The sequence below is a fragment of the Dellaglioa sp. CoH-55-MRSF-6 genome, assembly GCF_056782215.1.
In genome coordinates this window covers 39,191-54,244 of the sequence record NZ_JBXAYJ010000004.1, presented here as the reverse complement: position 1 = coordinate 54,244, position 15,054 = coordinate 39,191, and the positions used below count along the sequence as shown (strand labels likewise).

Annotated in this window: 13 protein-coding genes; 4 read left to right on the top strand and 9 right to left on the bottom strand. The window is 33.4% G+C overall.

What is annotated here, in order from left to right:
* Nucleotides 1-11 precede the first annotated feature (11 nt).
* A complete protein-coding gene (locus AC1RPK_RS05445; protein ID WP_481761666.1) occupies nt 12-1,163 on the bottom strand; it encodes a cysteine desulfurase family protein in 1,152 nt (383 codons plus the stop codon).
* Between the two features lie 149 nt (nt 1,164-1,312).
* Complete coding sequence (gene ezrA / locus AC1RPK_RS05440; RefSeq protein ID WP_481761665.1) at nt 1,313-3,034, bottom strand: septation ring formation regulator EzrA; 1,722 nt, start codon at nt 3,032-3,034, stop codon at nt 1,313-1,315.
* Nucleotides 3,035-3,425: 391 nt separating this feature from the next.
* Between ezrA and rpsD the strand changes: the two genes are divergently transcribed.
* A complete protein-coding gene (rpsD, locus tag AC1RPK_RS05435) occupies nt 3,426-4,034 on the top strand; it encodes a 30S ribosomal protein S4 (protein WP_409022342.1) in 609 nt (202 codons plus the stop codon).
* A 25-nt stretch (nt 4,035-4,059) separates the two neighbouring features.
* Here the strand turns inward: rpsD and AC1RPK_RS05430 are convergent, their stop codons facing one another.
* Nucleotides 4,060-4,677, bottom strand: coding sequence for a DUF1054 family protein (locus AC1RPK_RS05430; protein ID WP_481761664.1), 618 nt, complete (start codon nt 4,675-4,677; stop codon nt 4,060-4,062).
* A gap of 68 nt (nt 4,678-4,745) precedes the next feature.
* Between AC1RPK_RS05430 and AC1RPK_RS05425 the strand changes: the two genes are divergently transcribed.
* Nucleotides 4,746-5,192: a YueI family protein gene (locus AC1RPK_RS05425; RefSeq protein WP_481761663.1), complete on the top strand. Its 447-nt coding sequence runs from the start codon at nt 4,746-4,748 to the stop codon at nt 5,190-5,192.
* 48 nt (nt 5,193-5,240) lie between these two features.
* Here the strand turns inward: AC1RPK_RS05425 and gshAB are convergent, their stop codons facing one another.
* Nucleotides 5,241-7,499, bottom strand: coding sequence for a bifunctional glutamate--cysteine ligase GshA/glutathione synthetase GshB (gene gshAB / locus AC1RPK_RS05420; RefSeq protein ID WP_481761662.1), 2,259 nt, complete (start codon nt 7,497-7,499; stop codon nt 5,241-5,243).
* Between the two features lie 139 nt (nt 7,500-7,638).
* On the opposite strand from gshAB, the gene AC1RPK_RS05415 reads away from it, so the two are divergent.
* Entirely contained in the window at nt 7,639-8,910 is a 1,272-nt protein-coding gene (locus AC1RPK_RS05415) for a replication-associated recombination protein A (RefSeq protein ID WP_481761661.1), read from the top strand.
* Between the two features lie 692 nt (nt 8,911-9,602).
* Nucleotides 9,603-10,088: a universal stress protein gene (locus AC1RPK_RS05410; RefSeq protein ID WP_409022337.1), complete on the top strand. Its 486-nt coding sequence runs from the start codon at nt 9,603-9,605 to the stop codon at nt 10,086-10,088.
* 34 nt (nt 10,089-10,122) lie between these two features.
* On the opposite strand, the gene AC1RPK_RS05405 is transcribed toward AC1RPK_RS05410, so the two are convergent.
* The 5 genes from AC1RPK_RS05405 to AC1RPK_RS05385 all read right to left on the bottom strand — a co-directional run bounded on the left by AC1RPK_RS05405 (nt 10,123) and on the right by AC1RPK_RS05385 (nt 15,007).
* Nucleotides 10,123-10,680 carry a DNA-3-methyladenine glycosylase I gene (locus tag AC1RPK_RS05405; protein WP_481761660.1) on the bottom strand — a complete coding sequence of 186 codons (558 nt, stop codon included), beginning with the start codon at nt 10,678-10,680 and terminating at the stop codon, nt 10,123-10,125.
* Nucleotides 10,681-10,752: 72 nt separating this feature from the next.
* Entirely contained in the window at nt 10,753-11,859 is a 1,107-nt protein-coding gene (locus AC1RPK_RS05400) for a D-alanine--D-alanine ligase family protein (RefSeq protein ID WP_409022784.1), read from the bottom strand.
* Between the two features lie 102 nt (nt 11,860-11,961).
* Nucleotides 11,962-13,272 (bottom strand): NCS2 family permease, encoded by a 1,311-nt coding sequence (locus AC1RPK_RS05395; RefSeq protein ID WP_481761659.1) that lies wholly within the window; start codon nt 13,270-13,272, stop codon nt 11,962-11,964.
* Between the two features lie 135 nt (nt 13,273-13,407).
* Nucleotides 13,408-13,962: a 5-formyltetrahydrofolate cyclo-ligase gene (locus tag AC1RPK_RS05390; RefSeq protein ID WP_481761658.1), complete on the bottom strand. Its 555-nt coding sequence runs from the start codon at nt 13,960-13,962 to the stop codon at nt 13,408-13,410.
* A gap of 4 nt (nt 13,963-13,966) precedes the next feature.
* The gene (locus AC1RPK_RS05385) at nt 13,967-15,007 is read right to left on the bottom strand and encodes a zinc-binding alcohol dehydrogenase family protein (RefSeq protein ID WP_481761657.1); all 1,041 of its coding nucleotides are present in this window, start codon (nt 15,005-15,007) and stop codon (nt 13,967-13,969) included.
* Between the last annotated feature and the right edge of the window lie 47 nt (nt 15,008-15,054).

Below are 15,054 nucleotides of genomic sequence, written 5' to 3'. Positions count from 1 at the left end.
ACATCCTCTCATTATTTAGAATTAATTTTTTCAAATTTATGATACAAAATATCAAAAATACGATTAAATTCTTTTGCTTCTTCTAGCGTATTATTTCCATCAAAACTGATTCGAACGGCTGATTTAGCAAGCGGTTCTGGCACATTCATTGCTAATAATGTGCCAGATGCTTGATTTTTCTTTGATGAACAAGCACTTGTAGTTGAAATATATATTCCTTCACTTTCAAATGCATGAACAATTGATTCGCCACGAACACCCTCAATTGCAAAACACAATATATGTGGCGCAAAATTTGATTGTAATTTTGAAAAAGTTGTAATCTTATCAAACTTACTAATATGGTTGAAAACTAATTCTTTAACAGCTTTTTGTTTCATCACCATCTTAGTTTCATCTGTTAATAATAATCGCAATGCTCTTGCCATGCTAGCAATTGCAGGTACATTTTCAGTTCCGCTACGTAAGTTATGTTCTTGTCCACCACCTGTAAGAAGTGGTTCAATGTGACGACCTCTTTTACTGTAAATAAACCCTACTCCACGTGGCGCATGAAATTTATGCCCAGAGAACGTTACAAAATCTACTCTGTCACTCATAAAAGCTTCTTGCACACCTTTACCAATGGCTTGAACAGCATCCACATGAAAATGAACTGTTGGATAATCTTTTAGTACGTCCCCAATTTCAACTAAAGGCTGAATGGTTCCAATTTCATTATTAACTGCCATAACTGAAACTAAAATAGTATCAGATCTCAAAGCAGCCTTTAAATCATCAATACTAATTCGCCCCTCATCATCAACTGGCAAATAGGTAACCTCAAAACCAAGCTGTTCCAGCTGAGCCATTGTATTCATAACAGCAGGATGCTCAACGGTTGTCGTAATTAAGTGCTTACCATGGTTCATTTTTGCCATAGCCGTTCCTTTAATTACCCAATTGTCACCTTCAGTTCCACTTCCAGTAAATAATATTTCATCTTCAAATACATTTAATAAGCTTGCGATCTGTTGGCGTGACTGCTCTAATAAATTATGAGCTATCTCACCTAAGTTATTTAGGCTAGATGGATTACCCCATACTTGGTCACTAACTTTATTATATGTATCTAAAACTTCGGGCGTTATTTTTGTTGTTGCGCTATTATCAAAATAAATCATTAGTTACCTTCTTTTCTGAAAAATACTTTTCTCATTATAATATACTTCGTACCAGATTGACACTTTTTATTCATCCCTGGTGTTTCTTTATAGAATATAAAAGTGGCGACTGAACAAATTAATGCCCTAGTCCCCACTTAATATAGTTACTATTCAATTTCAAAGCTGTCTTCCATATTATCATAATATTGTTTCTCTATTTTTTTATATGAACCAGGCTCTACTTTATCTAATGCAGTCGCAATTGTTTCCAAACTAGCTGCATAATTAAAATCATTATTAAATAATTGCTTTGCCTTTTCAAATGCAATTGCAATCTCTTCATTCGAATTTCTAAATCTATTCGCATATTGTAGTAAACTCTCAGATAACGATGCACTATCAATAAGATCGTGTGTCTTATCTTCTAAACTTTCAAGATCTGCTTCAATATCGATAATTTGTTTTGCAATTTTTTCAATGTTAATTCTTAATTTACCAATTGCTACTTCAACTTCTTCAATTTCATCACTAACAACATAGAAAAAATCTAAGTAATCATTAGGTAGTCCTGGAAGATTAACCTGTTCAACTTGTCTTTTAATTTGATGTAATTCAATATCAAATCTTTGAATTGTTGCGCTGGCCTTTTTTTCATTGCTACGTAAATCCTGAATACTAGCATCAATTTTTTGTTGTTCAGATTCAATTTTTTCTAACAACTTAGAGTTTTGTTCAACTCGCTCAGCCATCTCGCTATAAATTGCTTCACCAGAATCAATAACCGCTTTATCAGTATCATGTTGTGCATCAATGTCCCTAATTTGTTGATTTAATTTTTGCGCGTCTTCTAATTCATTATGACTTAATTCATAATTTTGACCCAATCTATCTAATTCAACTAAAAGCATTTGACTTTGTTTTTCAGCATGATCAATGAATTTACGATAACTTTCTTCTTGCTTTTCTATCTTATCTTTTGCGGCCAACTCTTTTTCCATAACATCATATAAATAATCAATTTGATTAGCCATGTCATTAACTGCAACAATTGTTGACGCTACTTCTAGGTTCTCTAATTTAAGTAATGTTTCGTCAACACGTGTTTGAATTTCGTCTATTTGTTTAGGGATGTCATCCCCCACTGGAAAATTATAATTTTCATCCGTTAATTTCATGTAACCAGATTGTAATTCAGCAAGTTGATCTGGAAATTCGTTCTTCAAACTTTTATATAGTGGTGGAATCTCATCAAGAATCTTTTCTAACGAAGTTGTATCTTCTCTTAACTTACTTAAAACTTTTTCAGCCGTATCATGATCTCCAGCACTCGTTAATGTTGAAAAACGGTCAAAATCATCTTCAAGACCAGTTAGTTTATCCTCAAGTTTATCGATACTAGGTCCATACGAAAAGTTCTTTGATAATAATGTTTTACGTAAATCCTGATATTTTTTTTCAAGTGAATCAACAGCTTGATGATTACTTTCATCACTTTCTTTCAACGACGTTAATGCTTTTTCAATCCCTTTAAGTGTTTTTTCACTTGAAATTAATTTTACTTCTATTTCTGCCGCTAATTGACGGTTAGAAAGAAATTGATATTTCGAGTTTGCTTCATATGCTTCATTAATTTGTGTCGAAATTTTAGGCAATTTTGCATTTTGCACTTCTTTAAAGTCTGATTGTAATGCTGAAAATGTTTTAAGACTTTCACCTGTTAACCCCAAATCCTTCGTTAACTGAAGCTGTTGTTCAACTTCAGAATGAGCAATAACCTTTACTTGATCACGAAATGTTTCGAATTTTTTTTCATTGCGTTTCTGAAGAAAAAACGCTGTTGCATAGATAATAATGGCTACTACTATTATTCCAACAAAAATCTGTGTCATATCCTAATCCCGCCTTTAGCTTACTAAAATTTATATTTACTTTTCACATTCAAATTTTATGCTTCTAATCATTATATCATAGACCTTTAAAGCGTTCACTAGCTTTTATCTATTATTTATAGAAATTAATGTTATTAATTATATACATTCTTTTTATTATGTAAACAAACGTGAAAACAAATTGACATTAGTTTAAAAAGACAGTATGATGAGTCTTGTGTAAAATAATGCAGCGGTGGACGGTAAGCTCGTCAACAGTTTGTTGCCCAATTGTCTTGGTTCAATTAGTACCCTTTCAGCTGCAAAGGTGAACATTGCAAAACAAACTGCACGAATACTAAGTTCACAAAGGATTATTTTACTCCAAAACAAATATTGGAGGAATTTATATATGTCACGTTATACTGGCCCAAGTTGGAAAGTTTCACGTCGATTAGGTCTTTCTTTAACAGGTACTGGTAAAGAATTAGCTCGTCGTCCTTATGCACCCGGTGATCATGGTCAAAACAATCGCCGTAAATTATCAGAATATGGTTTACAATTACGAGAAAAACAAAAACTTCGTATGATGTACGGTTTATCAGAACGTCAATTTGCTAACTTATTTATTAAAGCTGGTACAATTCGCGAAGGTAAACATGGTGTTAACTTCATGATCTTACTTGAAGGTCGTTTAGACAACGTTGTTTATCGTTTAGGTTTGGCTTCTACTCGTCGCCAAGCTCGTCAATTGGTAAACCATGGTCACATTACTGTTGATGGCAACCGCGTTGATATTCCTTCATACGCAGTTGAAATCGGTCAAGTAATCTCATTACGTGAAAAATCAAAGAGTTTACAAATTGTTAAAGACGCAATGGAAGCATTAGTTGGCCGTCCACAATTCGTACAATTTGATGCTGATAAATTAGAGGGTTCATTAACTCGTTTACCAGAACGTGAAGAACTTGAAGCAGATATCGACGAATCACTTATCGTTGAATACTACAACAAATTATAATTTCAAATTAAAAAACATCTCATTCTTAATGAGATGTTTTTTTTGTCCATATTTTATAGATTTCAATTAGTGGCAGTAATGTATTTTTCAAGTCGTTTAGTTGTTTATATTCATTTAAGCTAAAAAACTCATCTTCAATAGCTAAATTCTGTCCAATCAATAGTTCTTTAGTTTGTACACTACTCCACTTTTGACTATCAGTAAGTGTTATTGTGTTTGCTAAAGTACCCGTCTCTTTATTTGTATGATCCACTGACCACACGAAAGTATCTTCTAGTTTCTGAATCATTATTATTGATTCAGAAACGCCCTCTTCATACAAGCTTTTGTCTTTAATATCTGCTAATGCAGATAACCAGATAAATAACCGATCATCCCAATAACCAATTTCAAAATGTGGCATCATTTTATAGCCACGTTTATTCTCGCTAAAAGCCATCCAAGTATCAGGCGGTGGATTTTTTGATCTTCTAGCATGTTTTGCAATGTGCAAATACATTTTAATTCCTAATTGTTCTTCTAAAAAAGGTAGTAGTTCAGCTCCCACCTTTTCGAATTTGGGATCAATAATTGTCTTTATTTTTTTTAATCGTCCGTCTAATGTTTGATCTTTAAAAATTAAAAAATCATCTTTTATAAACATTTCGCTCTCTCCTTTTGTATCAAACATGGTATGCTAAATTCATAACTTACTGAAAGGTGGTCAACTCCATGACTGAAAATAACTTAGATCCACATCTTCAATCTGGCCTTTACGGAACACCTCAACTTCATCCCGATGAACAAAGAAAGTACTTAGGGACATTTAGAGAGCGGGTCAGCCTAGCAATGACTGTTGCTGAGGTAACAGCATCTAAAAATATGGCTGGATTTGAAAAAGAACTACTTGAACATCCCGACTATCATGTTCTACTTAATGGTACAATTGATCAGAATATATTAGCCCCATACATCACCTTAACGCATAAGCATGATGTTAAATTTACATTAACATCAAATAATGATACTCCTGATGGGGTTGAAATTATGGGGCTAGTTGTCGCTTCTGAAAAAAATGCGATTAATGAATCTGTTATTGATATTAATGAAAAATATCCAATTATACAAGTTGAAACGCCAGAAAAGAAAAAATCATTTTTTGAAAATTTATTCGATTAGCATAAAAACTTAAACTAACACTTTTATATTAAGTGTAGTTTAAGTTTTTTATTTGGTTTCTAAAATCTTTACTATTTCATTAGCAATAGGCTGGTTATCTCCAAAATTAGGAAACGAATTTATCGATAAATCAGGAGCCGTTTCAATTGAAAGAACGGTTAAAGCATCCCTATGTCTATAGTCATATGCTATATACAAGTTAGGAATAACCACATCAACTGCCCCCATCGTCATTTTTAAACGTTTTGCATAACCTTCAATTAACGCTATATATGATTCGTCCATTTGATTGCTAACTTCATTTTGATTTGCACCCGAATAAAAATTACTATCATATCTAATGATTGCTTCAGACCCTCTTGAAATAACAGTTGATTCAGTAATACCTTGTGATGCTATTGTTTGATGTTCAACTTCTGACAATTTAAGCGGATACCATGGACCTTGACTAGTACGTTCTACTTGTGCATTTTTTATTGTAATTAACTGTGCCAACGTCTTTCGTCCATCGCCAACTACACTAACTGGTAATCTTTCAACAATACCCTTTACATGGCCACCTACAATCATAAATCGATAGACTGACCCAACAGTAATTTCTTCAATTAAAACTTGTGTATCAATTGATAAGATACGTTTAACGGCTTCTTTATACTCGCTTAACGTCGGAGCCACTCGAAATACATGTGTTGCTTGACTGCTCTTTATGAATCTTGGCTTAATAACTAATGCTTTGTTGACTACATCTGCATAATAGTTCATAGCTTCATCTAAAGTGTGTACATTAATACTACTAGGAACTTTAATATCAAGGTTGCCCAATATTTTTTTAGTTGTTTGCTTGTCATATGCAATTTTGTTTAAAACACTGGTATCTAAATCAGAAATTACCCCATTTTGCAGAAGATGTCCGTTCACCCGTATGACGTCCAAATCACTGTCAACAAGATCAAAATAAGACCCTCTTTTTATCAACGCTGCTAAAATAAGCTGCGTATTTTTCGAGTAACAGTTAAAGCCAATCAATGAACTTAACTGTGACTGATACTTTATCTTATTAGATTTTGCTTGTTCCATTGCAAAATCAGCCAACGATTTATTAATATCTTCATCAACTATCCTTGCACTCAGACTCAATTCAGGTCGTTCAAATTGTAATTTAAATTGAACTAATGTATCCTCTAAATTTTTATCTAGATAAAAATTATCATTAAATAAAATTAATTCGTTCAGCAGTTTTATTGCAGCATTTTTAACAATCGAGGTTGTTTTAGGGTCTTCTATTGCCACCTCATTTTTTAATTGTTTCGCTTTAAATATAATATCATCAACTTCATTTTCTGCCATATCTGGCGTCATTAGAAAGTAAGCCGCTAATAATTGAATAAACTTAATTGTGTCACCTTGAATACCAACACGAGAAAATGGATCAACATCAAATCCACGGAGTTCAATATAATTAACACCAGATGAAATTAATGTATCTTCCTTTTTAGTAGCTGATTTAAATTGTACATCTCCATAATATTCAGAAAATGATAACAATTTACCATTCTGGACCATCTTATTAAGTGACGTAACGTATGAGTTAATTGATCGATAAGAAGCTTGAACTGAACTATCAATATTGGTATAGCCAAATTCACTGTTTCTAACACTTCTAACCGGATGACAAGCATTATAATTAGTACTTTCAACAATTGGTGTTGCTCCAAACAAGTAAGTTGTAAGCCAACTCTTTTCCATAAATTTGCGTCCAATTTTTAAATAGACGTAATTATGAAATTCTATATAAGAATTAAAATAACTATGAAACTCAGAATCAAATAAAATCTGAATTACTTTTTCTGGAAAGCTAAAATTAAGATGTACAGACGTAAAAAGTTGACGTTTTTTTCCATACTTTTCTGCTAATTTATTTCGGTATATAAATCCTAATTCATCTGGATGCGCTATTCTTACTTTAGATTCATCCACTGGTAATTTAGGAATTGAACTCAATGGCCATAACTGTTCATCACTATCCAATTCTTGTGTTGCGACTTGTTGAATGGCATCTAGATAGTTAATAACATTATCAGCCCCCTCAATTGGTGGCGTGATAAATTCCATTTGTGATTCGCCAAAATCTGTTTTTATATAAGGATGTTTAAATCTATCTCCTAATGATTCAGGATGATCAGTTGAACTCAGCACTCCCGTATTCTTCACTCTTTGAGTTTCTCGCTCTAATCCTATCAACGATTTTCTAAGTAGAGGTGCGAGCTTTTCTTCCTGAATTTGTAATCCGATTGCATCTAGTTTCATATCATTGTGCCTCCTCATTTGTCTATTACATTGTACCAAATATTTGAATTAATCCTTCATATTTGCAATCCATTGTGCCAATTAAATTTATGCAATATGCTATACTATTCTTTAGTAATCAACGTGAAAGGAGCCACATATGTTACAACCACTTGCATTCAGAATGCGACCAACTAAAATTGAAGAAGTCGTTGGCCAACAACACCTTGTTGGTCCAGGTAAAATTATCAAACGAATGGTCGAAGCAAAACTGCTTTCATCTATGATTTTATACGGACCACCTGGCACTGGTAAAACGAGTATCGCCAGTGCTATTGCCGGATCAACTCAGTATGCATTTCGTAAATTAAATGCTGCAACTGATTCTAAGAAAGACCTTGAAATCGTAGCTGAAGAAGCAAAAATGAGCGGTACTGTTATTTTACTTTTAGATGAAATCCATCGATTAACGAAACCTAAACAAGACTTCTTATTACCCCACTTAGAAAGTGGCCAAATTATTTTAATCGGTGCAACAACAGAAAATCCTTACATTACCATCAATCCAGCTATTAGAAGTCGAACACAAATCTTTGAAGTTAAACCTTTAGACGAAAATGATATTGAAACTGCACTTGATCGTGCACTAGTAGATAAAAATATTGGTCTCGGAAATCTTAATATTAATTTAGAAGCTAATGCACGGTTACACTTAGCGCGAGCAACCAACGGAGATTTACGTAGTTCTTTGAATGCACTTGAACTAGCTGCTAAGTCAACCCCACCTGATAGTTCAGGTGTCATTACCTTATCACTATCAGTCATAGAAGAGTGTCTACAAAGAAAAGCATTAACCCATGATAAAGATGGCGATGCTCACTATGATGTTATTTCTGCTTTTCAAAAATCAGTAAGAGGTTCCGATGTTAACGCGGCTTTACATTACTTAGGACGTTTAATTCTTGCTGGTGATTTACCTACAATTGCAAGGCGTTTAATCACAATGGCATACGAAGATGTCGGATTAAGTAGCCCTGCAGCATGTGCTAGAACCTTAACTGCTGTACAGGCGGCAGAAAAAATTGGCTTTCCAGAGGCTAAAATACCTCTGTCTAACGCAGTAATTGATCTCTGCCTCTCACCCAAATCAGACTCGGCAAATGTTGCCATAAATAATGCAATTGCTGATATTGAAAAAGGTGGTTTTGGAGATATTCCTGCTCATTTAAAAGATTCACATTACAAAGGTGCTGCAGATTTAGGTCATGGTATTGGTTATAAATTTCCACATAACTATCCAAATGATTGGGTTGCCCAACAATATCTTCCAGATAAATTGAAAGATGCTAATTATTATGAGCCTAAAGCAAACGGGCGTTATGAACAAGGACTTAAAGAACAATATAGTAAATTACATCCATCAAAAAGATGATTTGTTGCCGCTTACATCATAATTGTTGCACCTTTTAAAAGTCTGTGCTATATTAAAGATGAAGTTCTGAAGTGTACGCGTTATCTTATTAGAATGTTGACCGAACAAATAATTATACCTAGGCGTCAACTTGATAGGCTAGCTAATTTCAAGCCTTTTCACTTGGTAGTTAGAGGCTAGTACAGTCGATGCCACCTGCTTCACTGCGGGCTCAACTCACGAAGATGATTAACGGCACTACGCGGATATTCCAAAGCTTTTGCTTTGATGGTCTGGGCAAACTATGTTTGCTCAGACTTTTTTTATTAAGAATAAAGGAGTCTTTAAATGTTAATTCGGATACTTTTAGCCGTTCTTTCACTCTTACTCTTGACTATCGGCTATTACTTATTCTCACATCGCAACAAAAATTTTATGATATTTAAACCTGAGTCAAACCAGGTGCTAAGCTCAATACTACTTGTCTTTGGGTTAATTATCTGTATTGAAAGCTTAGTTGGCTTAATTTCAGTAATCATTTTTATACCCATATTTTGTGGGATACTAGTTACTCTAGCCTGCCTTACGGTTGGTGCTTTAACAATTATTTTATCTTTTTTTATGCATTAATCTAACTTTGTAACCGTTTTTACTTCTATTTTCATTCGTTTTGTCGTAAAATAGAGGTATATAAAAGAAAGAGGTGGCCGACCATGTTACAACAATATAAAAATATTTTAGTTCCTGTAGATGGTTCTGATGAAGCAAAATTAGCATTCGAAAAAGCAGTACAAGTAGCTTTAAGAAATGGCGAAGATTCTACACTTCATCTTTTGCATGTTATTGACACTAGAGCATTCCAAAATATCTCAAGTTTTGATACGTCAATGGTTGAACAAGTTAGTGATACAGCAAAAGAGACATTGAATAAGTATATTGCACAAGCAAAAGCAGCTGGTCTTAAGAATGTTGACTACTCAATTGAGTATGGTTCTCCAAAAGTAGTTATTGCTAAAAATGTTCCTATTAATTTAGATATTGATTTAATTGTGATCGGCGCTACTGGATTGAATGCAGTCGAACGATTATTAATTGGTTCAGTTACAGAATACGTAACTCGAGTTGCTGTTTCTGATGTCTTAGTTGTTCGAACAGATTTAAATAACACACCTGCTCTTAAAAATAATCTTAAAAAATAAAAAAAGAAATTAGCCATAATTGGTTAATTTCTTTTTATTTTGTCTTGAATTTACATAAAGTAATATGGTCATCTACCATACCCATACTTTGCATCAATGAATAAATAATTTTAGGACCAACAAACTTAAACCCTAATTTCTTCAATTCTTTAGATAACTTTTTTGAAATGTCGGTTTCAGCTGGAACATCCTCTGCATGTCGCCAGAGATTATTAATTGGTTTATTTGCTACAAATTCCCATAAAAATGAATCAAATGATTGCCCATCTTGGTTCATTCTTATGATCGCCTGTGCATTCGCGATAATAGCGATAATTTTTTGCTTATTTCGAATAATATCTGCATTTTCCATTAGTTCCGCAATTTTATCTTCATCAAATTGACTAACTTTGTAAATTGAAAAATTTTCAAAAGCGTGATTAAAATGATTACGTTTATTTAAAACGGTCTTCCAGCTCAACCCTGCTTGCATTAATTCTAAACTCAATAATCTGAATAGTTGTTGATCGCCATAAAGCGGCTTTCCCCATTCTTCATCATGATAATCTTGCATTAACTGATTACCCGATTGGGCCCATGGGCATCTTTCCATATTCTATTCTCTCCTTCACTCAAATAAAAAAGATTACTAGTGCTGTCTCCAGACTAATAATCTTCTTAAAATTTAGATTTCAGGTAATTCAGTAAAGTCATAATGTAATTCTTTAACAGCGGCATGTTCGTCGAATGCTAATTGGATTAATTTATCAATTAATTCTGAATAACCAATTCCTGAAACTTCCCACAATTGTGGATAAAGCGAAATGTTTGTGAATCCAGGTAACGTATTTAGTTCACCAAGATATGGAATACCATCTTTAACTAAGAAATCAATTCGTGCTAAACCACGACAACCCAATGCTTCAAAAGCACGTAATGACATGTCTTGGATTTCTTTTGTTAATTCATCTGGTAATTCAACAGGCATTTCAAATTCCACACCTGAAGCATCAACGAATTTATTATTGTAATCGTAAAATACATCAGATTTAGGTACGATAACTGCACCTAATTTTGAAGCTTTTAAATCAGTATTTCCAAGAATTGAACATTCAATTTCATCAGGATTTTCGATTGATTCTTCAACTAAAAGCTTTGTGTCATATAAAAATGCATCTTCTATACCTTCAAGGAATTCTTTTTCGTTATGTGCCTTATGAATACCAACTGATGATCCTTGGTTAGCTGGTTTAATGAAAACAACTTCTCCAAGTTCCTTACTAATGTGTGCGTAAGTCATTTCAGCACGATTGTTGGCCTTAACAACCAAATATTTAGTATTTCTGATATTATTTAACGTTAACATTTTCTTAGTTAAATCTTTATCAAATGAAATTGCTGATGAACGAACATCACTACCAATATATGGTTTATCTAAAAGTTTAAATAATCCTTGAATTGTACCATCTTCACCCATATTACCATGAATAACTGGATAAAAAAGATCAATATCTTTAACTTCAGTTAAACTCATGATATTAGCTAACGGATTTGTAAAATCAATTGTTGGTAAGACATCTTCAACAACTTTTGCTTCTGGTTCGCCATCAAAAATGCGACGTGAAGCAGCATCTCCAAGTAGTACACCTTCCTTTGTAAACATGAATAAACTAACTTCGTACTTATTTTTATCCATTGCATCGTAGATATTATGTGCTGAACGTTTTGAAACGTCATGTTCTGATGAATTACCACCAAAAAGTAATCCAATGTGTATCTTTTCGCTTGTCATCATATTCTCCATTCCTATTGTATTATTTTTGTTCGCTTTAAACTCTTAGTCTAAATAATACCATGTTTATAGTAGATCTGTCATTTACGTTTGCTATTTTATTTAAACATTTAAAATCCACATGAAAAGTAAGAACACAAAGAACAGTCCGTACATGATTGGATGAACATCTTTTCGACGACCAGCAGCAATCATTGTAATTGGATAAAAAATCATTCCCAAAGCAATCCCGTCAGAGATACTATAAGTTAATGGCATACCAATTACAATTAAAAATGCTGGAATTGCAATTTCCATTTTTGTCCATTCGATTTTTGTTAAAGATTGTGCCATCAATACACCAACAATAATTAATGCTGGAGCAGTGACCTGTGTTGTTACAACTGATAATAATGGCGAGAAAAATATCCCGACAATAAATAATAATCCAGTTGTAACAGCCGTTAAACCTGAGCGTCCACCAACGGCGATACCTGCTGAAGACTCAACATATGCACCAACTGGAGATGTTCCTAAAACAGAGCCAGCAAGCATTGCTGTTGAATCAGCAACTAAAGCTTTACCGACACGAGGCATTTTATTGTCTTTCATGAATCCGGCTTGTTGAGCTAACCCAACAAGTGTTCCAGCAGTATCAAAGAAAGTAACTAACAAGAAGGTTAAAACGACTACCCATAACTGAACCGTGTTAATATCACTAATATGTTTAACGCCTTGCATAAATGTTGGGGCCAAACTTGGGGCACCGGCAACAACTTGTGTTGGCATTTTAATTAATCCTGTGATGAATCCTAGAATAACTGTTGCAAACATCCCAATAAAAATACCACCTGGAACACGTCTAACCATTAAAATTGCAGTAACAATTAAGCCAAAGATTGTTAACCATGTTGTACCAACGGTCAATGGACCTAGGCCCACAACTGTGGATTTGTTTGCGATAATTAAGCCACCATCTTGTAAACCGATAAAAGCAATAAATAAACCAATACCACTTGAGATAGCGTATTTTAAGTTACTTGGAATAGCATTAATAATCATTTCGCGTAGTTTAAAAATAGTAATTAAAATAAAAATTAGTGATGCTACAAATACACCTGCTAAAGCTGTTTGCCATGGAATTCCCATACCTATAACAACTGAATATGAGAAAAAGGCATTAATACCCAATGCGGGAGCTGTTGCTATTGGGTATTTAGCTAAAATACCCATTAAAATACAGCCTAAAGCACTTGATAATGCAGTTGCAGTAAATACTGCCCCTTTGTCCATCCCCGAAGCACTTAAAATCGTAGGATTAACAAATAATATGTAAGCCATTGATATAAACGTTGTAAAACCAGCTAACATTTCGCGTTTAACCGTTGTATGTAACTGATCAATTTCAAAATATGATTTAATGCGATTAATCATTTTAAATCTCCTTTTCATAAATACATTTGTTCGTGTTTATCTCATTAATGAGCAATTACAATTTTACTATATTCGTATATTAATGTAAATAATATTATTAAACTGTATTTTGTTAAGGATTTATTCAAATAGAACTTATACTGTAATAATTTTATCAATTTTAATATCAAACTGATTACTTGTCCATTTCTCAGAAATTACATTTTGAACGTCCAAACAAAGTGAAATTGTTTTTGGTTGATATTTTGCAATATACCGATCATAATAACCACCGCCAAAGCCAATCCTTTGATTATTCTCTAAATTAAACCCAACTCCTGGTACAATCACTAAATCTAAATTATTCTTTTCAAGTGCAACATTATATTCAGGTTCTAATAGTCCATAATCACTTTTTATAAGCACCTGTTCAATAGATAAGTAAGGTAAAAATGCAAGTTGCTTTTCAGGCATCGTTTTTGGTATATACACCCTCTTACCTTGAGACAGTGCCGCCAATAGTAATTCGTTAGTACTAAACTCAATCGATTGACTAATTGTTAATCCGATTGAATCAGCCGATTCCCATTCTTCAGATTGTAAAACTTTATCAATAATTGCCTTCTCCTGATTCCTTTTTTCAAGGACCTTATTTTTTGCCAAATCAACCATCTTGTTAATAATCATTTTTCTAATTTCTTTTTTACTCAATAGCTTATACCTCCGCGTTAAATTCACCAGTTATTACAAACTTTCCAATCATCTTACCATTTTCAACAACTTCAGAAGCCGTTCGTAAATTATCGGCGTTAATCCCCACCAATGATTTAGTCATCGTTGATTTTAGTTTGCCTTCATCTAATAACGTGGCTAAGCGATTTAATGTTTTACCTTGAGAGCTCATATCTGCCGTGTAATATACACCTTTAGTAAAAACTGTTAGCCATTTAAACTCATTACTTTTATTTTTTAATTTACCAATTGGTAAATTATCAGATGTGCCCACAATTGAAGTAATAATACCCTGAGGTCTGATGATATCTGCTGCTAAATCAAAATAAGTTTCTGTTGAGTGCAATATTAGAATACCATCAACTTCATTAATATTTAATTTAACTAATTGTTTCTTCAAATCTTTTCGGTGATTAATGACAATATCAGCGCCCATCTTTTTAACCCAATCGCTCGTTTCTAATCTTGAAGCGGTCGTGATAACAGTCAAACCAGCCCATTTAGCAAGTTGAATAGCAATAGAGCCTACACCACCAGCTCCATTAATAATTAAAACTGATTTTCCACTATTGGCATTTTTCTCTGGAATGAAATTTAATTTTTCAAATAATGCTTCCCATGCTGTTACACCTGTTAGTGGCATAGCGGCTGCTTCACTGTCTGTTATTTTCTTGGGTGCATTTCCAACTAGTCGTTCATCAACTAGCTGATACTCAGCATTACTTCCTGAACGATTATTGACACCTAAATAAAAAACCTTATCACCACTATTAAATTGTGTTACTTCTGATCCTATTTCAGAGACGACCCCGATTGCATCGAAACCTAAAATAAGTAATTTTTCTTCAGAATCAATTAACATTCTTGATTTATAATCTATTGGATTCACTGAAATACCCGTTACCTTCACAAGAATATCATGATTTTCAGGTGTCGGTTTATCGATTTTGACATCTCGTAATGCATTTTTATCTTCTGTCGGAAATTTTCCAAATGCTGCGATGGCCTTCATTTTATTTACCATTAGCTCACTCTTCTTCCATTAATATAGATTACGCTATTCATCTTACT